The following is a 20,518-nucleotide window of genomic DNA, read 5'->3' on the forward strand; positions in this document are numbered from 1 at the left end:
TTTAGTGTTTCGCGTACTCCAGCACCCCCACCAGGAGGCACGATGACAACGCATGGGCGCAATAGTCGCGCAGCATCAAACCGCAGCCGCATGATGGCCGGCGGGGTCGCCCTGGCGGCGGTGGTCGCGGGGGCGGGGATATGGGTCTCCCAGGCGGATGACGGGGGGAGCCAGTCGGTGGCGGACAGCGGGATGCCGTCCGCGCAGGGCGGGGCCGGGGCCGCGGCCGCGTCCGGGGCGGATGCCGCCAACTCCGGGCCGTTGAGCGAACTGGACAAGACGTTCCTGGTCAAGGTCCGGCAGGCCGGGCTGTGGGAGATCCCGGCCGGGCGGATGGCGCAGAGCCAGGCGGCGAGCGAGGCCATCAAGCGGGCCGGGATGCATCTGCTCGAGGGGCACAGCAAGCTCGACCAGCTGGTGCGCGAGGACGCGAAGGCGCTGTCGTCCCCCATACCGGACGAGGCCACGGCGGAACAGCAGGGCTGGGTCAAGGAGTTGAAGGCCGCCGACGGCCAGAAGTTCGACCAGCTCTTCGTGGATCTGCTGCGCGCCTCGCACGGGAAGATCTTCATCACCATCGGCGAGGTCCGCGCCGCCACCAAGAACCATATGGTCCGGCGGCTGGCCCAGGTGACCAACGAGACCGTGATGGACCACATGACGGTTCTGGAGGACACCGGGCTGGTGACGGACGCGGTGCTGGACGACGTCGGGGCCAGCGTGCCGAAGTAGGTCAGGGGATGAGTACGACCTTCCCCATAGTCGCCCGCGTCTCCAGCGCCCGATGCGCCGCGGCCGCCTCGGCGAGGGGGAAGCGGTGGACGGAGGGTACGAGGCGGCCGGATGCCGCCTCCGCCATCGAGCGCTCCTCCAGGGTGCGCATCGGGTCCGGGCCGCCCGCCTTCTGCAGCATCGGCGGGCCGAGGACGGACCGCGAGGTGATGCCGCGTGCCGCGAGCGCCGCTTCGGTGAACTCCAGCGGTCCGCCGCTGTGCAGACCGCCCGACGACCAGCCGAAGACGAGATGGCGGCCGCCGGGGCCGAGCAGGTCCACGGCCGCGCGGCCCGGCCTCCCGCCCACCCCGTCGAACAGGACGGTGGCGGGACGGTCCGTTCCGAGTGCCGTGCGGACCCGCTGCGGCCAGGCCGGGTCGTCGTAGTCGACGGCGAGATCCGCCCCCAGTTCGCTGACGCGCGCCAGTTTCGCCGGGCCGCCCGCGAGCCCCACGACGGTGGCGCCCGTGTGCTTCGCGTACTGGACCAGGAGCTGGCCGATGCCGCCCGCGGCCGAGGTCACCAGGGCCACGTCGGCGGGCGTCAGGTCCGCGAACTGCAGGATGCCCAGGGCCGTACGCCCCGTACCGATCATGGCGACCGCCCGCGCCGCGTCCAGCGCCTCCGGCAGCTCGTGCAGCCTGGCGGCGGGGGCCACGGCCAGTTCGGCGTAGCCGCCGGGGACCATGCCGAGGTGGGCGACGACGCGTCTGCCGAGCCACGCCGGGTCGGTGCCCTCGCCCACGGCGTCCACGGTGCCCGCCACCTCGCGGCCGGGAATGGTGGGCAGTTCGGGTGCGGCGTGCACGGCGCTGGTCAGGCCCTCGCGCAGGGCCGTGTCCAGCAGGTGTACCCCGGCGGCGGCGACCGCGACGCGTACCTGGCCGGGGCCGGGCTCGGGGTCGTCGGTGTGCTCGTACGTCAGGTTTCCGGCGGGGCCGAAGGCGTGCAGGCGTACGGCGTGCATGGCGTCTCCCAGGGACTTGAGGCGCACCCGTGCGGTGGTGGTGCGCGACCATGCGGTCAGCCTCCGACTTCAACCATGGTTGAAGTCAAGGGAAGCGGGGCGTCAGACGCGCGGGTAGCGGGCCTGGAGGTCCCAGATCGCCGGGTTGTCGCCCAGCCCCTCGTGCATATCGACCAGGTCGGCGATCAGGTCCTGGAGGAAGTCGCGGGCCTCGCGGCGCAGGGCGCGGTGCTGGAAGGTCAGCGGCGCCTCTTCGAGCGGCACCCAGTCGGCGGTGATGTCGACCCAGCCGAAGCGGCGCTCGAAGAGCATGCGGTCGGCGGATTCGGTGAAGTCCAGCTCCTCGTGGATGCGCCGATGGGACCGGCTGCCGCGCGGGTCCCGGTCCAGCCGCTCGACGATGTCGCACAGCGCCCAGGCGAAGTCGAGCACCGGAACCCATCCCCAGGCTGTGGACAGTTCGCGGTCGGCCACGGTGTCGGCGAGATAGACGTCGCCGCAGAAGAGATCGTGGCGCAGCGCGCGGGTGTCCGCGCTCCGGTAGTCCGTCTGCGGCGGGTCCGGGAAGCGGCGGGAGAGGGAGTAGCCCAGGTCGATCACGGGGTTGATGGTGTCATGGGGGGCTTGGGGGACGAGGGGGCAGGGCGCCCGGGGCGGAACCCCGGGGGGCCCTCAGCACGAGGCACGAGGCACGAGCCTCAGTGGCCGCGTGCGATCCACTCCTCCAGCCGCGGCGCCTCGTCCGCGATCAGCGTCGGGTCGCCGTGCCCGGTGCGCACGACGGTCTGCGGCGGCAGCGCGAACAGCCGCTCCCGGATCGACTCGATGATCGTCTCGAACGAGGAGTACGAGCGCCCGGTGGCGCCCGGTCCGCCCTGGAAGAGGGTGTCCCCGGAGAACACGGTGGTCAGGGCGGGGGCGTGCAGACAGACCGCGCCCGGGGAGTGGCCGGGGGTGTGCAGGACGCGCAGCTGCGTGCCGCCGACGGTGAGCACGTCGCCGTCGGCCAGCGGCTTGTCCGGCGCGCGGTCGGGGTGGCGCATCCGCCACAGCACCTCGTCGTCCGGGTGCAGCAGGATCGGGGCGCCGGTGCGGTCGGCGACCTCGGGGGCCGCGTCGATGTGGTCGTCGTGGCCGTGCGTACAGATGACGCCGAGCAGTCGGCGGTCGCCGATGGCCTCGACGATCGCGTCCGCGTCGTGGGCGGCGTCGATGACGTACACCTCGTGGTCGTCGCCGACGAGCCAGACGTTGTTGTCGACGTCCCAGGTGCCGCCGTCCAGCGAGAAGGTGCCGGAGGTGACCAGATGGTCGATGCGTACGGGCGGAGAGGGCATTGCGGGGGCACCACCAAGGGTCATCAGAGCATCACCACCGAGCGAAGGACGTCGCCGCGGTGCATCTTGTCGAACGCCGCCTCGATGTCGTCGAGCCCGATGGTCTCGCTGACGAAGGCGTCGAGGTCCAGCCGTCCCTGCTGGTAGAGGTCGATCAGCAGGGGGAAGTCGCGGGACGGCAGGCAGTCCCCGTACCAGGAGGACTTGAGGGCGCCGCCGCGTCCGAAGACGTCGATCAGCGGCAGTTCCAGCTTCATCTCCGGGGTGGGCACGCCGACCAGGACGACGGTCCCGGCCAGGTCGCGGGCGTAGAACGCCTGCTGGTACGTCTCGGGGCGGCCGACCGCCTCGATCACCACGTCCGCGCCGTTGCCCTCGGTCAGTTCGCGGATGGCCTCGACCACGTCGGCGGTCTTGCCGTTGACGGTGTGGGTGGCGCCGAGGGAGCGGGCCTGCTCCAGCTTCCGGTCGTCCACGTCCACCGCGATGATCTTCGCGGCCCCGGCGAGCCGGGATCCGGCGATGGCGGCGCCGCCGACTCCGCCGCAGCCGATGACCGCGACCGCGTCGCCGCGCCCGACGTCGCCGGTGTTGATGGCGGCGCCGATGCCCGCCATCACGCCGCAGCCGAGCAGCCCGGCGGCGGCCGGGGAGGCGGCCGGGTCGACCTTGGTGCACTGGCCCGCCGCGACGAGCGTCTTCTCGGCGAACGCGCCGATGCCGAGGGCGGGGGTCAGGACGGTGCCGTCGGTCAGCGTCATGGGCTGGGACGCGTTGTGGGTGGCGAAGCAGTACCAGGGGCGGCCGCGGCGGCAGGCCCGGCACTGGCCGCACACCGCGCGCCAGTTGAGGATGACGTAGTCGCCGGGGGCCACCTCGGTGACGCCGTCGCCCACGGACTCCACGACGCCCGCGGCCTCGTGCCCGAGGAGGAAGGGGAAGTCGTCGTTGATGCCGCCTTCCCGGTAGTGCAGATCGGTGTGGCAGACGCCGCACGCCTGGACCTTCACCACCGCCTCGCCGGGTCCGGGGTCCGGCACCACGATCGTCTCGATCCGGACCTGTTCCCCTTTGCCGGGGGCGACCACGCCGCGTACGTGTTGAGTCATGGGAGCAGCGTAAGGGCCGATCAGCGGCTACGACAGGAACTCCGGGCGACGGGCACCGGGCCGCACCGGCATCGCCGGTGCGGCCCGTTCCGCTTCTACTTCTCCCCCGAGGGGGTTACTTCACGTTGATCGCGGTCCAGGCGGCGGCGACCGTGTTGTACTCGGTGCTGCTCGCCCCGTACAGGTCGCGCGCCGCGTTGAGGGTGGCGGTGCGGGCCTGGGCGTACTTGCTGGTGGAGGTCAGGTACGTGGTCAGGGCCTTGTACCAGATCTTGGTGGCCTTGTCCCGGCCGATGCCGGTGATCTTCGAGCCGTCGTACGTCGGGCTGTTGTAGCTCACGCCGTTGATGGTCTTCGCGCCGCTGCCCTCGGACAGCAGGTAGAAGAAGTGGTTGGCGGGCCCGGACGAGTAGTGGACGTCGATGTTGCCGAGCGTCGAGGACCAGTAGTCCTTGGACGCGCCGTCCTTGCTCGGCTTGTCCTGGTAGCGCAGCGGGGTGCCGTCGCCGTTGATGTTGATCTTCTCGCCGATGAGGTAGTCACCGGCGTCGGAGGAGTTGCCCGAGTAGAACTCCACCGCGGTGGCCATGATGTCCGAGGTGGCCTCGTTGAGACCGCCGGACTCGCCGCTGTAGTTGAGGTTGGCCGTCGCGGCGGTGACGCCGTGGGACATCTCGTGGCCGGCCACGTCCATCGAGGTGAGCGCGTTGCTGTTGCCGGAGCCGTCGCCGTAGGTCATGCAGAAGCAGGAGTCCTGCCAGAAGGCGTTGACGTAGCTGTTGCCGTAGTGGACGCGGGAGTACGAGCCCACGCCGTTGTTCTTGATGCCGTTGCGGCCCAGGACCTCCTTGTAGAAGTCCCAGGTCTCGGCCGCGCCGTAGTGCGCGTCGACGCCCGCGGTCTGGCGGCCGCCGCCCCAGACGTCGTCGGCGTCGGTGAAGAGGGTGCCGGTGCCCGACGACCCCTGGTTCAGGTCGTACGTCTTGTGGTTGCCGCGGGTGCCGTCGGTGAGGCTGTACGTGGAACCGCTCTTGGTGGTGCCGAGCGTCACCGTGCCGCTGTACTTGCTGGTGCCGGTGCCGGTCTCGACGGCCTCGTTCTCGGCCAGCTTCTTGCCGGTGGCGGCGTCGGTGATGACGTGCAGCTCGCTGGGCGTGCCGTCCTTCTGGGTGCCGGTGACGACGGTCTCCCAGGCCAGCACGGGCTTGCCGCTCTCGGCCCAGACCACCTTGCGCGGCGACTTGGCCTTCTCGCCGGAGTCGGACGCGGTCGCGGCCTTCAGCGCCGCCTTGGAGGCGGCGGAGGCGGACACCGCGGCGTCCGTGCTGGAGACGGCTATCTTCGCGCTGGTCGCCTTGGTGACGGTGCGGGCGCCGCTGGTCTTCTCGTGGACGACCAGGTCGCCGCCGAGGACGGGCAGCCCGTCGTAGGTGCGCTCGTAGCGGGTGTGCACGGTTCCGTCGGCGTCCTTGACGACGTCGCGGACGATGAGCTTCTCCTTGGCCCCGAGCCCCAGGTGGTCGGCCTGGGCGGAGGCATCGGCCTGCGCCGCCTTGATGGAGGCGGTGCGCTCCGCGGGGGTCAGCTGGAGCGCGGTCGCGCCCGCCTCACGGGAGCTGTCCGGCTGGGCGCTGGCCGAGCCGGTCTGTACGCCGATGACGACCATGGCGGCAGAGGCGACGAACGCCGCCGCGCGGATGGCCTTGGTGCGGGGAGAGGAAGCGTGAGGTCTCACTCGGTCTCCTTGCTGAGGGGTCGCGGGGTCGCGGCCCTGTGTAGGGGGTGCGGACAGCCGTGGGTGGACTGTCCGGTAGAGCAGGAGTGGTGCGTGAGGTGCCAGTGACGCGCTTCGGTTCCGCCGCGGAGGTGCGTGCCGGGCCCTGGGCCGGGCTGTGTGCAGGCGGAACCAGGGCTTACCGCGGAGTCAGGTGAGCCGCGCGGCGAGCCGACCAGAGATTGTCATCGAACGACCCGTTCTGACAGGTGCGTAACAAGAATTTGACAGTTCGTTGTTCAAGTAGGGCAAATTTCAGTCAGTCAGGCATGGCGGCAAAACGTCTGGTTGATACGGACTTATCCGCTTGACCCGGGTGGATCCGGAGGGACCCGGGCGTCCCCGGGCGACCTCGGGCGACCTCGGGGACGAAAAAACGGCGAGGGCCGCCCCCTGGGATGGGGGCGGCCCTCGCCGCGAACCGCGCGCTGGAGAGAACGTCAGACGTTGACGCCGAAGTCCTGCGCGATGCCGACCAGGCCCGAGGCGTAGCCCTGGCCGACGGCGCGGAACTTCCACTCGGCGCCGTTGCGGTACAGCTCACCGAAGACCATGGCGGTCTCGGTGGCGGCGTCCTCGCTCAGGTCGTAGCGGGCGATCTCGGTGCCACCGGTCTGGTTGATGATGCGGATGAACGCGTTCCGCACCTGACCGAAGTTCTGGCTGCGCGACTCGGCGTCGTAGATCGAGACCGGGAAGACGATCTTCTCGATGTCGGCGGGCAGGCCCGCCAGGTTGATGTTGATCTGCTCGTCGTCGCCCTCGCCCTGACCGGTCACGTTGTCACCGGTGTGGACGATGGTCTGGTCCGGGGTGGCCTTGTTGTTGAAGAACACGAAGTGCTGGTCGGAGTAGACCTTGCCGTTGGTGTTCACGGCGATGGCGCTCGCGTCCAGGTCGAAGTCGGTGCCCGTGGTGGTGCGGACGTCCCAGCCGAGGCCGACCGTGACGGCGGTCAGGCCCGGTGCCTCCTTGGTGAGGGAGACGTTGCCGCCCTTGGACAGGCTTACAGCCATGGGGAGTCCCTTTCGTGGTCTCGATGGTTCGCGTCGGCGGGCTTCGTCCTCATGCTCCGGGCGAAGTCGCCGTCATCCTCCACAACGCCGTCAGGGCACCGACAGGTTCCAGATACCTTTACTTTCTTTGCCAAACCCTGATGGGGGTCCCCGGGGCCCGCCCCGCTCCCGGCCAAAACAGGATGACGCGGCCGGGGTCGGCAGGTGACCATGGAGCCATGTCCGGGCCCTATGTCATCCGTGGATCGGTCTCCCTGCCGGAGGCCGAGCTGATGTGGCGTTTCTCCCGGTCGTCCGGGCCCGGCGGACAGCACGTCAACACGAGTGACACCTCCGTCGAGCTGCGCTTCGACCTGGCCGCCACCGACGCGCTGCCGTCCGTATGGAAGGAGCGCGCGCTGGAGCGGCTGGCCGGTCGGCTGGCCGACGGGGTGCTGACCGTACGGGCGTCCGAGCACCGTTCCCAGTGGCGCAACCGCGAGACGGCCGCCGTCCGGCTCGCCTCGCTGCTCGCCCAGTCGACCGCGCCGCCGCCCAAGCCGCGCCGCGCGACCCGGATCCCGCGCGGGATCAACGAGCGGCGGCTGCGGGAGAAGAAGAAGCGGGGCGACACCAAGCGCGGCCGTTCGGGACGCGGCTGGGACTGACGGGCGGGCCGGGAAATAGGCGCGCTTATTCGAGCGTGCGGTAGCGCCCCCGGTAGTACATCAGCGGTCCGCCCTCCGCGCTCGGCGTCGTCGCCGACAGCACCCGGCCGACCACCAGGGTGTGGTCCCCGGCCGTCACCCGCTGCTCGGTGTGGCACTCAAGGGTCGCCAGCGCGTCGGCGACCAGCGGGGCGCCCGACTCCGCGCCGCGCGTCACCGCCATCTCCGCGAACAGCAGCCGGTCGCTGATGCGCCCCTTCATGGCGAATCGTCCCGCTGTGGTCCGTTGACTCTCCGACAGCACCGACACCGCCCAGAGCGGCTGTCGTTCGAGCAGCTCGTCCAGTCGGGAGCCGTTGCGAACGCTCACCATCACGAGCGGCGGGTCAAGTGACACCGACATGAAAGCGGTGGCCGTCATACCGACGTCCTCACCGCTCGGCCCCTCTTCCGGGTCGTGCGCGGTCACCAGCACCACGCCGGCCGCGAGTCGCGACAGGGCGGCGCGGAAGTCGTCCTCACTCACCCCACCAGCATGCGGGACGGCGGGCCCGACGGGGGCGGGGGGAGGGGCGGGAGTGTAAGGCGTCGTCTGAAACACGTTCTACACGCTAACCATGTCGCGCCGCCCCGCGCATCGGGCCGCCGGACCACCCCGGACGTAGGTCCGGGGCCGTAGGCGGCACGCTTGCGGAATTTGCTTTCACAAAAAGTAGGAGCGCTCCCACGCGGTCCTGGTGGGCCGCGAACACTGTCTGTGACATGAGTCACAGCAGCCAGTAATTGTTGACCCTGTGTACCGAGTGGGCAGCGCGCTGTGATTCAGTGGCCGTTGGCAATCGGACGACAAAGGAAGCCAGGAGTTGCTGTCGAGGTCTCGGGGGAGTGCGAGCGATGGAGGCCGAGTCGGAGCCCTATATCCGCCTTGCGACCCTGCGACAGCTGCATCAGGTGGTCGCCGACCTGAACACCGCCCGCAGCCTCGCCGACACTCTGCAGACCGTCGCCGACGGAGTCATAGCCGGGCTCGGCTACGAGCTGTCGGCCGTCAATCTGGTCCGTCCGGACGGTGACCTCGTCGTCGCCGCCGTGGGCGGCTGCGCGGGCGCCGAGGCGCTGATGGCCGGGCGGGTCGGCTCCCGCACCTCCTGGGACCGTCGGCTGTCGATGGGCGACCGCTGGGGCGATCTGCGCTTCATCCCGCACACCGAGGGCTGGGTCCTCGACGATGACGACGTGCCGCAGTGGCACACCCCCGGCCCCGCGCCCCGCTTCGCCGACGAGTGGCACCCCATGGACCGCCTGCTGGCCCCCCTGTACGCGGCGGGCGGCTCCGGCGGCGAGCTGATCGGGGTCCTGGCCGTCGACAAACCGCGCAACGGGCGCCGCCCCGGCGCGTGGGGGCGCGAGGCGCTGCAGATGTACGCCTTCCACGCCGCTATCGCGATCGGAAACGCCCGGCTGCGCGGCAACATGCAGCGCGCCCTGCTGCGCCTGGAGCGCGAGCAGCAGGCCCTCCGGGCCAGTGAGGAATCCTTCCGCCAGGCGTTCGAATACGCCCCCAGCGGCATGGCCATCGCCGAGATGGGCGGCGATCAGCGCGGCCATCTGCTGCGCACCAACGACGCCCTGTGCCGGCTGCTGGGCCGCCCCGCCTCGGCGATGCGCCGCTACTCGTTCGCCGACCTCGTCCACCCCGAGGACACCGGCACCCTGCTGCGCACCTCCCACGAGGGCGGCCGCTCCGAGCTGCGGCTGGCCCGCCGCGACGGCATGTACGTCTGGGTGTCGCTCCGCAACTCGGTGGTCGCCGACGCCGCCGACGGTCCGCGCTTCCTGCTCACCCATGTCGAGGACATCGAGGAGCGCAAGCGCCATGAGCTGGCCCTCGCCCACCGCGCCAGCCATGACTCGCTGACCGGCCTGCCCAACAGCGCCGAGCTGCGCACCCGCCTCGGCAGCAGGCTGTGCGCCCATCCGCCGCAAGGGGGCCGGGCGGAGTTCGCCGACGGGCCGCCGGGGGCGGACGGCGGGGAGGGGCCGCTGCCGGGCGCGGACGGCTTCCCGCACGGCTTCGACGAGTTCGAGAGCTTCGGCTCGCCGCCCCCCTTCAGCACGGGCGGCGTCCCGTTCGACCACCATGTGCACACCTTCGCGCCCAACGAGGACGACGCCGTCGACGACGGCCACAAGGGGCTCGCGGTCCTCTTCTGCGACCTCGACGGCTTCAAGTCGATCAACGACCGGTTCGGTCACCACGCGGGTGACGCGGTCCTCATCGAGGTCGCCCGCAGGCTCGCCAGCGGAGTGCGGGACGGCGACACCGTCGCCCGGCTCGGCGGTGACGAGTTCGTCGTCCTCGCCGACGGCCTCGGCCGGGCGGACGCCCAGGACCTGGCCGTCCGGCTGCGCAACGCGATCCTGCCGCCCATCCGGGTCGACGGTCGCGCGGTGCGGGTGGGGGCCAGTTTCGGCATCGGCTGGGCGGGCTGCGGCATGTCGGCCGAGGAGGTTCTGCACTCCGCCGACCAGCGCATGTACGTCGAGAAGCGGTCCCGCTCGAAGGAGCGCAGACGAGCCGGGTGAGGGCCGGGCGGGCCGCGGCCGGGACGGGCGGCAGCCCACCCCGCTCCGATCGGGGTACGCTGCGTCGATGCGGCCCTGCCGCCGACAGTGAACCGATCATGAATATTGGCCATCCGGACAGCCCACGCCCTTCTTAGGCCCTGTCGGCCCTGATATGAGCTGTCGTGGCGCGTACGCACACCTGAGCGCCGATGGCCATATGCATAGGGGAGTGACCAGGGATGACGGCCGGCAACAACGGCTCGGACACACCGGAGAACGACGACCCGTTCGCCTATCTGTACCGCTCGGAGGGCGACGAGGGCGGGCAGGGCGGCCAGGGTGGTCAGTCGGGTGCCCCCCGTACCGGTGGGTACGGCTACCCCGGTCCGGCCGCCCGGCAGCAGCAGCCGGGGGTGCCCCGCACCTCGTACAACCACGTCCGCGCGGTCGGTGAGCGCAACTACGGGCAGCAGATCCCGAACCAGCAGCCGCAGGGTTACGGGCAGCAGGGCCAGCCGGGCCAGCAGGGCTACGGCCAGCAGAACGCCCACTACGCCGCCCCCGAGACGCTGCCCGGCGGCAACGGCCCCCGCCAGCCCGCCGCCGCCCCGCGCGGTGGTGGCCGCGGCCCCAACAACCGGGGGCTGCTGATCGGCGCCGTCGCGGTGGTCGCGGTGGTCGTCATCGGCATCGGCGTCGCGATGCTCACCAACGGGGACGACAAGAAGGACCAGGGCGACCAAGCGGGCGGCAAGCCCACCTCGGCGTCCAGCGTCGAGCCCAGCGACAAGCCGGGGCCTTCGAAGAAGCCCGCCGGGAAGCTGCCCAAGGAGGACGCGGCCAACATGTCGCTCGGCGGCAGCGCGGCCGCGGCGAGCGACGTCAAGGGCGCCAAGGGCGAGGGCGGCCGTTACGTCGGCGGCCTCAACAGCCCGGGTTCCTCGGCGACCTGGGACGTGGACGTCGACCGGGCCAAGTCGTACAAGCTGTACGTGCGCTACGGCGTGCCCGGCGAGGACCAGTCCCTGTCGCTGAAGATCAACGGCAAGAAGTCGGCCCGGCCGATCAGCCTGAAGAACTTCTCGAACGCGCCCAAGGGCGACTACGAGAAGGGCTGGACGTACTCGTGGTCCATCGTCCAGCTCAGCCAGGGCAGCAACACGATCACCCTGTCCTGCGACGACGGCGACAAGTGTGACGTCAACCTCGACCAGATGTGGCTGAAGAGGGGCTGATGACGGTATGCGCGGGGCGGCGGCGCTCCCTCAGGCCGCCGCCGGGTGCTCGGTGACCTCGATCCGGTCCCGTAGCTCCGCGTAGACCGCCCGGTCGAACTCGCCCGCGGCCGGTGCCCGTACGGCCGCCGCCGACAGGGCCACCGCGCGCGCCAGCCGCTCGGGCCAGGGCGCCTCGTCCACAAGACCGGACAGCAGCCCTGCCACGGCCGCGTCCCCGGCGCCCGTCGGATTGCCCGCCAGGCGCTCTGGCGGGGCCGCGCGCCAGGCGCCCTGGGCGGTGATCGCGAGCAGTCCGTCCGCGCCGAGCGAGGCGGCCACCGCGCGCGCCCCGCGCCGCCGGGCGTCGCGCGCGGCGCGCAGCGGTTCGGTGGAGCCGGTGAGCCCGGCCAGCTCCTCGGCGTTGGGCTTGACGATGTCGGGGCGGGCTGCGACGCCGCGGCGCAGCGGTTCGCCGCTGGTGTCCAGCAGGGTGGGGACGCCCGCGGCCCGGGCCTCACGGATGAGCTGGGCGTACGTACCCACGGGGACGCCGGGCGGCAGGCTGCCGCACAGCGCGACGGCCGCGGCCTCGCGCAGCAGCCGGACGTAGGCGTCCGTGAAGGCGGCCCACTCGGCGGCGGTGACGGCCGGTCCGGCCTCGTTGAGCTGGGTGGTGTCGCCCGACGCGGTGTCGACGACGCCGAGGGTGCGCCGGGTGGTACCGGCGATCGGCACCAGCGCGTCGGTGACGCGTCCTTGTGGCCCCGTGGCCGGATCCATGTCCTCAGGGGGTCGCGCGTGCGCGGCCAGCAGCTCGCGGACCACCGTGCCCGTCACTCCGCCGGCGAAGCCGGTGACGGTGGTGTGGTGGCCGAGTGCGGCGAGGATGCGCGCGACGTTGATGCCCTTGCCGCCGGGCCGTTCGGTGACCTCAGTCACGCGGTGGCTGGCGTGCGGGCGCAGTCTGGGCACCCGGTAGGTGATGTCGAGGGCGGTGTTGAGCGTGACCGTCAGGATCACCCGGCATCTCCTCTCCCGTCCCCCCGCCGGACGGAGATTCCTGTGCTGAAGCGTGTGGCTGGGTACCGAGCGGCGCCCGCGCGTGAGCGATCATGCCAAACGCTCGGCGCCCGGCCCACCCCTTTGAGGTGACCGGGACGCCCAATCATGGTGCGGAATCGGCCAATTCAGGGTCGAGGGGACGAGGGGAGCGTTCGGGTCAGGGGAGCGGCCGGGGCCGCGGCTCTAGTGGGGGTCGACCACCCAGCCGCCGCGCCGCATCACGCCCCGCAGCCGGAAGTCGGCGTCGAGTACGACGAGATCCGCGTCCTTGCCCGCCTCCAGCGACCCCACCCGGTCGGCCAGCCCCAGCACCTTCGCGGGGGTCGCGGACAGCGCCCGGACCGCCTGGTCCACGCCCAGCCCGTCGACCGTGACGGCCCGCCGGAACGCGTGGTCGAGGGTGAGGGTGGAGCCCGCGATCGACCCGGCCGTGGGCCCGTCGCTGATCCGCGCCACCCCGTCCTTGACCTCGACCTCCATCGGGCCGAGCGGGTAGCGCCCGTCGCTCATGCCCGCCGCGCCCATCGCGTCGGTGATGAAGGCGACCCGGTCCGCGCCCGCGCGCCGGAAGGCCAGTTGCAGCACGGCGGGGTGCAGATGCGTCCCGTCGTTGATCAGCTCGACGGTGACCCGCTCGTCTTCCAGCAGCGCGGCCACCGGGCCGGGCTCGCGGTGCAGCAGCGACGGCATCGCGTTGAACAGGTGGGTCGCCACGGTCGCGCCCGCCTCCACGGCGTCCCGGGTCGCCTCGTACGTCGAGTCGGTGTGGCCGACCGCCGCCAGCACGCCGCTGTCGGCCAGCAGCCGTACGGACTCCAGCCCGCCCGGCAGCTCCGGCGCGAGCGTCATCATGCGCGCCGTGCCGCGCGCCGCGTCGATCAGCTTGCGCACGTCCGCGGGGTCGGGGTCGCGCAGCAGCGACGGCTGGTGGGCGCCGCAGCGGTGCGGGGAGATGAACGGCCCCTCGAAGTGGACGCCCGCCACCTCGCCCTCCTCGGCCAGCTCGGAGAGGACCGCCGCCTGCCGGGCGAGGTCGTCCAGATCGCCGGTGACGGTGGAGGCCAGCATCGTCGTGGTGCCGTGCGCGCGGTGGGTGCGGATGACGGTCAGCGCCTCCTCGGCGGTGCCGGTGGAGAACGAGGCACCGCCGCCGCCGTGGAGGTGCAGATCGACGAAGCCGGGGACGATCCAGCAGCCGGACAGATCCCGTACGGCATCGCCCGCGCCCCCGGGTGCGCCGTCCCCGGGCGTGCCGTCCCCGGCGGCCGTTCCGGCGATGCGGGTGCCCTCGACCGTCAGCGTCGCGTCCGTGATCACGCCGGACGGCAGCACCACCCGGGCGCCTGTGAGAACCGTTCGCTGGATCATCAGCCGGATACCTCCGTGGACTGCGCGGGCTGCGCGGGGGGTGAGGGGGACGTGGATGGCTGGGCGGACTGAGACGAGTGGGCGGACTGTGACGACTGGGCGGATCGCGGCGACTGCGCGGCGACGAGATCCCAGGCGAGCAGTCCCGCGCCCAGGCAGCCCGCGGCGTCCCCGAGGGCCGCGGGGACGATGCGGGGAAGGCTCTGGAAGGTGATCCGCTCCTCGATCGCCGCGCGCAGCGGGGTGAGCAGCGTCTCCCCGGCCTCGGCGAGCCCGCCGCCGACGATCAGCAGCTCGGGGTCCAGCAGGGTGAGGGCGGTCACCAGGCCGTCGGCGAGCGCGCCGATGGCCTCCCGCCACACCGCCGCGGCCCGCGGGTCGCCGGACTCGACGGCCTTGGCGCAGTCGGCCGCGTCCGCGCCGGGCCCGCCCCCGGCCGCCGCCCAGGCGCGGCCCACCGCGGCGGCCGAGGCCAGCGTCTCCAGACAGCCGGACTGGCCGCAGCCGCACCGGGCGCCGCCGGGCCGTACGACGATGTGGCCGATCTCGCCGGAGTCGCCGTGGGCCCCCGGTTCGAGACGGCCCTCGATGCCGATGGCGCCCGCGATCCCGGTGCCCACCGACACGAACAGGAACCGGTCGGCGTCCCGGCCCGCCCCCAGCCGCCCCTCGGCCAGCCCGCCGGTCCGTACGTCGTGGCCGAGGGCTACGGGGACGCCGCCCAGCCGCTCGGACAGCAGCGCGCGCAGCGGTACGTCGCGCCAGCCCAGGTTGGCGGCGAAGACGGCGACGCCGCGGTCCTGGTCCAGCACGCCGGGCACGCCGACCCCGGCGGCCGCGGCCGGTTCGCCGAACCGCCGCTCGCCGAGGGCGCGCAGCTCGGCGGCGAAGTCGAGGATCGCGGCGACCACGGCCTCGGGTCCGTGCTCCCGCCCGGTGGGCCGCCTGGCCTCGTGCAGGAGTGTCCGGTCCGCCCCGACCAGGGCGGCCTTCATGCCTGTGCCGCCCACATCGAGGGCGATGACGTGTTTCACAGGGGACAGTCTCCCGCGATCCACCACGAGAGGTCTAGTCCACTCGCCGGGCCGATCGTCGTCGCAGGTAAGCGAGTTGTGACGACGTGACACATCCCACGTAGGGGTGTGCGATACGTCTGACCTGGTAAGGAGAGGTCCGATACCGAAGCGATACGCCCATGGTGTAGACCTTGTGGAGGTTTGCAAGGCAGACTCGCTCGACCTTCGCGAGAAGCATCGCGGAGGATGAATACAGCCATGGGGTGGGAAAACGCAGTGCAGCGGCGACGGTTCTTGAGTCTGACGACGGCTGGGGCCGCGACGGCGGTGGCGATGCCCGCGCTGTCCGCGTGCGGCAGCGAAAGCTCCGCATCGGACGGGAACGCCCTGAAGGTGATCGCGGCGGACTACGGCGACAGCGCCGAGAACACCTCCCAGAAGTACTGGGACAAGCTGGCCCGGGCCTTCGAGGCCAAGAACAGCGGCATGAAGGTCGACGTCAAGGTCTACAGCTGGACCGAAGTCGACAAAAAGGTCGCCGACATGGTCAAGGACGGCGACAGCCCGGACATCGCGCAGATCGGCGCGTACGCCGACTACGCCGCCGCGGGCAAGCTCTACCGCGCCGACCAGATGCTCTCCATCCCCACCCAGGCGTCGTTCATCCCCTCGATCGCCCAGGCGGGCGAGGTGAGCCGGGTGCTGTACGGGCTGCCCTTCGTCTCCAGCGCCCGGCTGCTCTTCTACAACAAGAAGCTGTTCGACGAGGCCGGGATATCCTCCGCCCCCACGAGCTGGGCGGAGCTGAAGGACGCCGCGCGGCAGCTGAAGTCGGCCGGGGTGAAGATCCCGTACGGGCTTCCGCTCGGGCCCGAGGAGTCGCAGGCCGAGGCCATGATCTGGATGCTCAGCGGCGGGGGCGGCTACACCGACTCCAACGGCAGCTACACCATCGACTCCACCGCCAACATCGAGACATTCGAATGGCTGCGGGACGAGCTGGTCGGCGCGGACCTCACCGGACCGAGCTCCCCGGCCCGCACCAACCGCCAGGACGTCTTCGACGCGTTCACCCGCGGCGAGGTCGGCATGCTCAACGGCCACCCCACCCTGATGCAGCAGGCGTCCGGCCACGACATCGAGTACGCCACCGCCCCGCTGCCCGGCCGCCGCGGCAAGTCCACCTCGACGATGGGCGTCGCCGACTGGCTCATGGCGTTCAACGCGAACGGCAAGCGGAAGCAGATCGGCACGTTCCTCAACTTCGTCTACCAGGAGAAGAACGTGCTGGACTTCGCCGACCAGTACGACCTGCTGCCGGTCACCACGGCCGTCTCCGCGACGATGCGCCACGAGAAGGACCACAAGGCGCTGTGGCGCTTCCTCGACCAGATGGAGAGAGCCCAGTTCTACCCGGCCGACAAGACCTCGTGGGCGAGCATCAGCAAGCTGATCAAGGAGAAGATCGGCTCGACGGTGACCAAGGGCGGCGACCCGGCGAGCGTCCTCGGCGAGATCCAGCGGGCGGCGGATGCCATGGAGACGGCCAACTCGTGACCGACGAAGAACTCTCCGAACAGGATCTGGCCGTGCTCGCCGTGGAGCGCGACGGCTGGCCCGGGCCGGGCGCCAAGGAGCGGGCCATACGGGAGCGGCTCGGCATCACCCCGACCCGCTATTACCAGCTGCTCAACGCCCTGCTGGACGATCCTCGCGCGCTGGAGCACGACCCGGTGACGGTCAACCGGCTGCGCCGCGTGCGCGACGAGCGGCGCGAACGCCGCTGAGGTCTCGGGCTGGCCGATGTCGGCCGGCGGTACGGGTGCCGGCGGGCGGGGCCGGGTAGGGTCGCCCGCATGGGCAGCCACCCCCTCCCCGAACCCGTCACCGCCGCCGGACGCGAGGGCCTCGCCGCCCTCCTGGGCCGGCCCGACCGGGCCGTCGTCGGGGTCGACTTCGACGGCACCCTCGCCGACATCGTCCCCGACCCCGACCAGGCCCGCGCCCACCCCGGCGCCGTCGCGGCCCTCTCGGCCCTGGGCCCCCGGCTGCGCTCCCTGGCGGTGATCACCGGCCGCCCGGCCGAAGTCGCCGTCCGCTACGGCGGCTTCGGGGACGGCGGCGCCCCCGCCAACCTCGTCGTCCTCGGCCTCTACGGCGCCGAGCGCTGGGACGCGTCCAGCCGCGCCGTCCAGACCCCCGAACCCCATCCGGGCATCGCCGCCGTCCGGTCCGAACTGCCGGGTGTCCTGGCGGCCAACGGCGCCTGGCACGGCACCTGGACCGAGGACAAGGGCCGTGCCATCGCGGTCCACACCCGCCGCACCGAGGACCCCCAGGCCGCCTTCGACCAGCTGCGCGCCCCGCTGCACGCGCTGGCCGAGCGCCACGGCCTGATCGTCGAACCGGGCCGACTGGTCCTGGAACTGCGCCCGCCCGGCATGGACAAGGGCGTCGCGCTGCTGGAGTACGTCCGCGAGACCTCCGCGGGCGCGGTGCTCTACGCGGGCGACGACCTCGGCGACCTGGCCGCGTTCGCGGCCGTGGAGCGGCTGCGGAAGGAAGGCGTGCCGGGGCTGCTGGTGTGCAGCGGCAGCACGGAGGTGACGGCCCTGGCGGAGCGCGCGGACCTCGTGGTCGACGGCCCGGCCGGGGTGGTGTCCCTGCTGCGCTCCCTGGCGGAGGCCCTGCGCTGAGTCCCCAGGGGGCAAGCCCCCTGGACCCCCGGTCGCCGGTGGCGATGCGCCGAGCGTCGCGGCGCCAGGGGACAAGTCCCCTGGGCCCGGGGTGTTGCGACGCGCGGCGGGCGCGGACACGGGTGCTCAGCCCGGCGACGGGGTCCGGGGCGGAGCCCCGGATTCGGGAAGGGGCGGGGTGGGGGCAGACCAACGACGGCGGAGCCCGGGGCGGAGCCTCGGGGCGGTCGGGGTTCGGGGCGGAGCCCCGGATTCGGGAAGAGGCGGGGTGGGGGTCAGTCCTCGGCTTGAAGGGCCCGCAGCTGGGTCAGGAACCAGTCGCGGGGTGGGAGGGCCGTCGCCGCGGCGGACAGACGCTTCGTGCGGTCCGCGCGCTCGCCGTCCGGGGTGCGCAGGGCCTCGTCGAGGGCGCGGGCGGTGCCCTCGACGTCGTACGGGTTCACCGTCACCGCGTCCGCGCCCAGCTCCTCGTACGCCCCGGCCTCCCGCGACAGCACCAGCGTGCAGCCCCGCTCGGAGACGACCGGCACCTCCTTGGCGACCAGGTTCATCCCGTCCCGGATCGGGTTGACGAGCGCCACGTCGGCCAGGCGGTAGGCGGCCAGGGAGCGCGCGAAGTCGTCCTTTACATGGAGCGCGACCGGCTGCCAGCCCTCCGTCCCGTACTCCGCGTTGATCTCCTCGGCGAGCACCCGCACCCGCTCGGTGTAGTCGCGGTAGACGGCGAGGTCCTGGCGCGACGGGTAGGCGAAGGCCACGTGCACGACGCGCTCGCGCCACTCGGGGCGGGTCTCCAGCAGACGGCGGTAGGCCAGCAGCCCGCGCACGATGTTCTTGGACAGCTCGGTGCGATCCACCCGGACGATCGTCTTCCGGCCGGGTCCGATCTGCTCGCGCAGCGCCGTCAGCCGCTCCTCCACATCGGCGGCCCGCGACCGCTCCCGCAGGAAGTCGGCATCGGCGCCGAGGCCGTGCACCCCGAGCCGGGTCTCCCGGCCCTCGAAGCGCACGGCGGCCGCGGAGCCGTCCGCCTCCCGGACGACCTCCGCGCCCAGCACCGCCGCGCAGCAGTCGGCGAAGGCGGCGGCCCAGCGCCCGGTGAGGAAGGCGGCGCGGTCGCCGCCGAGGATGCCGCGCAGCACGCCCGCCGCGACATCGTCCGGCAGCAGCCGGTAGTAATCCGGGGGCGCCCAGGGTGTGTGCGAGAAGTGGCCGATCCGCAGGTCGGGGCGGAGCGCCCGCAACAGCCCGGGGACCAGCGCCAGGTGGTAGTCCTGCACCAGCACGACCGCGCCCTCGGCCGCCTCCTGGGCGAGCGCGTCGGCGAAGGCCGCGTTGTACGTCTCGTACGCCGCCCACTGGGCGCGGAACTCCGCGTCGAAGACCGGCTCGACCGGGGTCTGGTAGAGCAGGTGGTGGACGAACCACAGCACCGAGTTCGCGACGCCGTTGTACGCCGCGGCGAAGACGTCCGGCGCGATGTCCAGCATCCGCACCTGCTGCCCGCCGGTGTCGGCCGCGGCCAGATGCCCGGCCCCGGCGCGGCGCGCCGCCTCCCGGTCGCCGTCGCCGAGCGCGGCGCACACCCATACCGCGCCCGCGTCGGGCCCGATCGCGCTCAGCCCGGAGACCAGCCCGCCGCCCCCGCGCTTGGGGGTGAGCGAACCGTCCTCACCCAGCGCGTACGAGACCGGGCCGCGGTTGGACGCGACGAGGATCGGTGCGCTGCGCTCAACGGCCATGTCGCGAGCCTAGCCATCGGGCACCCCGCGCAAACGTACGTACGGTTTCTTGTGCCCGCGAGGGTTACGCGCCCGTGCCGTTCTGCGTACCCCGAGAAGGTGCACGTACGGTTTCTTGCCCCGGAAGAGGCGGCCCTCAGGCCGCGCGCCGCTCCGCGTACTCCGGGATCTCGATCATCGGCGGCCGCTCCTCCGTGTCCACGGCCGTCGTCCGCGGCTCGAAGCCGTTCTCGCCGCGCTCGAACTGGGTCAGCCGCGGCCGCACCAGATGGCCGCGGGCCAGCCGCAGCTGGGCGGTGCGGTAGATCGCCGCGGCCATCCGGCCGAGCGCCTTGCCGTCCTGGTGGCGGTGCTTGCGCACGCCGATGTCGACCTGGGCGAGGGCGTCGAGCCCGACCGTGTGCAGCGCGTCGACCAGCAGGCCCAGCTCGACCCCGTACCCGACGGGGAACGGCAGCCGCTCCAGCAGCGAGCGCCGGGCCGCGTACTCGCCGCCCAGCGGCTGGACGAAACCGGCGAGCTGCGGCCAGTGCAGGTTCAGCAGCGGCCGGGCGACCAGCTCGGTGACCCGTCCGCCCTGGCCCGCGGTGTCCCGCAGCGGCCGGTCGTACATGCCCTTGACCAGCTGAATCCCGGGATCGGTGAGCAGCGGCCCGATGATCCCGGAGACGAAGCGCGCGTCGAATTCGCGCAGGTCGGCGTCGATGAAGCAGACGATGTCGCCGCTGGTCGCCAGCAGCGACCGCCACAGCACCTCGCCCTTGCCGGGCAGCGCGGGCAGCCGCGGCAGCAGCGCGTCGCGGTGCACCACTCGCGCCCCGGCCGCCGCGGCGACCTCGGCGGTGCGGTCCGTGGAACCGGAGTCCAGCACCACCAGCTCGTCGACGAGCGGCATGGCCTCGGTCATCAGCTCGCGGCGGATCGCGGCGGCGATCTCGCCGACGGTCGCCTCCTCGTTCAGCGCGGGCAGCACCACGCTGACGCTGGTCGCCGGGTCCCGCTTCGCGGCCAGCAGGCGGTCCAGCGGACGGTCGTCGGCCGACCAGGAGCGGCGCTCCAGCCAGCGCTCCACCTCATCCAGCACCTGTCTTGTCTCCCTGCTGTGATCGCTCGGAGTGATCGTTGTGATCCATCTCGCGGTTCGGACGGCTGGCTCAACCCTCCGGGCCGTCGGTTACAGTCTTGAACAGCGCACATGACCTTCGTATGTCGGGGGCACCGTGCG

19 protein-coding genes are annotated in these 20,518 nt (G+C 72.2%); 7 read left to right on the top strand and 12 right to left on the bottom strand.

What is annotated here, in order from left to right:
- Positions 1 to 90 precede the first annotated feature (90 nt).
- The gene (locus tag ACZ59A_RS22290) at positions 91 to 732 is read left to right on the top strand and encodes a DUF4142 domain-containing protein (RefSeq protein ID WP_470960941.1); all 642 of its coding nucleotides are present in this window, start codon (positions 91 to 93) and stop codon (positions 730 to 732) included.
- A 1-nt stretch (position 733) separates the two neighbouring features.
- On the opposite strand, the gene ACZ59A_RS22295 is transcribed toward ACZ59A_RS22290, so the two are convergent.
- The 6 genes from ACZ59A_RS22295 to ACZ59A_RS22320 form a co-directional block, all read right to left on the bottom strand.
- The gene (locus ACZ59A_RS22295; RefSeq protein WP_470960943.1) at positions 734 to 1,741 is read right to left on the bottom strand and encodes a zinc-binding dehydrogenase; all 1,008 of its coding nucleotides are present in this window, start codon (positions 1,739 to 1,741) and stop codon (positions 734 to 736) included.
- 102 nt (positions 1,742 to 1,843) lie between these two features.
- Entirely contained in the window at positions 1,844 to 2,341 is a 498-nt protein-coding gene (locus ACZ59A_RS22300) for a hypothetical protein (RefSeq protein ID WP_470960945.1), read from the bottom strand.
- A gap of 98 nt (positions 2,342 to 2,439) precedes the next feature.
- Complete coding sequence (locus tag ACZ59A_RS22305) at positions 2,440 to 3,078, bottom strand: MBL fold metallo-hydrolase (RefSeq protein WP_470960947.1); 639 nt, start codon at positions 3,076 to 3,078, stop codon at positions 2,440 to 2,442.
- A 23-nt stretch (positions 3,079 to 3,101) separates the two neighbouring features.
- The gene (locus tag ACZ59A_RS22310; RefSeq protein ID WP_470960949.1) at positions 3,102 to 4,187 is read right to left on the bottom strand and encodes an S-(hydroxymethyl)mycothiol dehydrogenase; all 1,086 of its coding nucleotides are present in this window, start codon (positions 4,185 to 4,187) and stop codon (positions 3,102 to 3,104) included.
- 115 nt (positions 4,188 to 4,302) lie between these two features.
- A complete protein-coding gene (locus ACZ59A_RS22315) occupies positions 4,303 to 5,922 on the bottom strand; it encodes a M4 family metallopeptidase (protein WP_470960951.1) in 1,620 nt (539 codons plus the stop codon).
- 479 nt (positions 5,923 to 6,401) lie between these two features.
- Positions 6,402 to 6,977, bottom strand: coding sequence for a TerD family protein (locus ACZ59A_RS22320; RefSeq protein WP_470960953.1), 576 nt, complete (start codon positions 6,975 to 6,977; stop codon positions 6,402 to 6,404).
- Between the two features lie 218 nt (positions 6,978 to 7,195).
- On the opposite strand from ACZ59A_RS22320, the gene arfB reads away from it, so the two are divergent.
- The gene (arfB, locus tag ACZ59A_RS22325) at positions 7,196 to 7,624 is read left to right on the top strand and encodes an alternative ribosome rescue aminoacyl-tRNA hydrolase ArfB (protein WP_470960955.1); all 429 of its coding nucleotides are present in this window, start codon (positions 7,196 to 7,198) and stop codon (positions 7,622 to 7,624) included.
- Between the two features lie 25 nt (positions 7,625 to 7,649).
- On the opposite strand, the gene ACZ59A_RS22330 is transcribed toward arfB, so the two are convergent.
- The gene (locus tag ACZ59A_RS22330; RefSeq protein WP_470960957.1) at positions 7,650 to 8,150 is read right to left on the bottom strand and encodes a flavin reductase family protein; all 501 of its coding nucleotides are present in this window, start codon (positions 8,148 to 8,150) and stop codon (positions 7,650 to 7,652) included.
- A 368-nt stretch (positions 8,151 to 8,518) separates the two neighbouring features.
- On the opposite strand from ACZ59A_RS22330, the gene cdgB reads away from it, so the two are divergent.
- Both cdgB and ACZ59A_RS22340 read left to right on the top strand, forming a co-directional pair.
- Positions 8,519 to 10,210, top strand: a complete 1,692-nt coding sequence (gene cdgB, locus ACZ59A_RS22335) for a diguanylate cyclase CdgB (protein WP_470960959.1) — start codon at positions 8,519 to 8,521, stop codon at positions 10,208 to 10,210.
- A 221-nt stretch (positions 10,211 to 10,431) separates the two neighbouring features.
- Positions 10,432 to 11,427, top strand: coding sequence for a carbohydrate-binding protein (locus tag ACZ59A_RS22340; RefSeq protein WP_470960961.1), 996 nt, complete (start codon positions 10,432 to 10,434; stop codon positions 11,425 to 11,427).
- Between the two features lie 30 nt (positions 11,428 to 11,457).
- On the opposite strand, the gene ACZ59A_RS22345 is transcribed toward ACZ59A_RS22340, so the two are convergent.
- From ACZ59A_RS22345 to ACZ59A_RS22355, 3 genes are all read right to left on the bottom strand, one after another.
- Entirely contained in the window at positions 11,458 to 12,429 is a 972-nt protein-coding gene (locus ACZ59A_RS22345; RefSeq protein ID WP_470960963.1) for a 1-phosphofructokinase family hexose kinase, read from the bottom strand.
- A gap of 225 nt (positions 12,430 to 12,654) precedes the next feature.
- On the bottom strand, positions 12,655 to 13,839 hold the full coding sequence (gene nagA / locus ACZ59A_RS22350) for an N-acetylglucosamine-6-phosphate deacetylase (protein WP_470960965.1): 1,185 nt from the start codon (positions 13,837 to 13,839) through the stop codon (positions 12,655 to 12,657).
- On the bottom strand, positions 13,839 to 14,873 hold the full coding sequence (locus ACZ59A_RS22355; protein ID WP_470960967.1) for an ROK family protein: 1,035 nt from the start codon (positions 14,871 to 14,873) through the stop codon (positions 13,839 to 13,841). The genes nagA and ACZ59A_RS22355 overlap by 1 nt, the downstream gene beginning before the upstream one ends.
- 258 nt (positions 14,874 to 15,131) lie before the next feature.
- Here ACZ59A_RS22355 and ACZ59A_RS22360 point away from each other — a divergent pair, with 258 nt between their 5' ends.
- From ACZ59A_RS22360 to otsB, 3 genes are all read left to right on the top strand, one after another.
- On the top strand, positions 15,132 to 16,412 hold the full coding sequence (locus tag ACZ59A_RS22360; protein ID WP_470961778.1) for an extracellular solute-binding protein: 1,281 nt from the start codon (positions 15,132 to 15,134) through the stop codon (positions 16,410 to 16,412).
- The gene (locus ACZ59A_RS22365; RefSeq protein ID WP_470960969.1) at positions 16,409 to 16,642 is read left to right on the top strand and encodes a DUF3263 domain-containing protein; all 234 of its coding nucleotides are present in this window, start codon (positions 16,409 to 16,411) and stop codon (positions 16,640 to 16,642) included. The genes ACZ59A_RS22360 and ACZ59A_RS22365 overlap by 4 nt, the downstream gene beginning before the upstream one ends.
- 69 nt (positions 16,643 to 16,711) lie before the next feature.
- Positions 16,712 to 17,551 (top strand): trehalose-phosphatase, encoded by an 840-nt coding sequence (otsB, locus tag ACZ59A_RS22370; protein ID WP_470960971.1) that lies wholly within the window; start codon positions 16,712 to 16,714, stop codon positions 17,549 to 17,551.
- A gap of 275 nt (positions 17,552 to 17,826) precedes the next feature.
- Here the strand turns inward: otsB and ACZ59A_RS22375 are convergent, their stop codons facing one another.
- Together ACZ59A_RS22375 and ACZ59A_RS22380 are read right to left on the bottom strand one after the other, a co-directional pair.
- Positions 17,827 to 19,293: an alpha,alpha-trehalose-phosphate synthase (UDP-forming) gene (locus ACZ59A_RS22375; protein ID WP_470960973.1), complete on the bottom strand. Its 1,467-nt coding sequence runs from the start codon at positions 19,291 to 19,293 to the stop codon at positions 17,827 to 17,829.
- 136 nt (positions 19,294 to 19,429) lie between these two features.
- Positions 19,430 to 20,377 (bottom strand): glucosyl-3-phosphoglycerate synthase, encoded by a 948-nt coding sequence (locus ACZ59A_RS22380; protein ID WP_470960975.1) that lies wholly within the window; start codon positions 20,375 to 20,377, stop codon positions 19,430 to 19,432.
- Between the last annotated feature and the right edge of the window lie 141 nt (positions 20,378 to 20,518).

The sequence above is a fragment of the Streptomyces sp. NPDC040405 genome, from assembly GCF_055595765.1.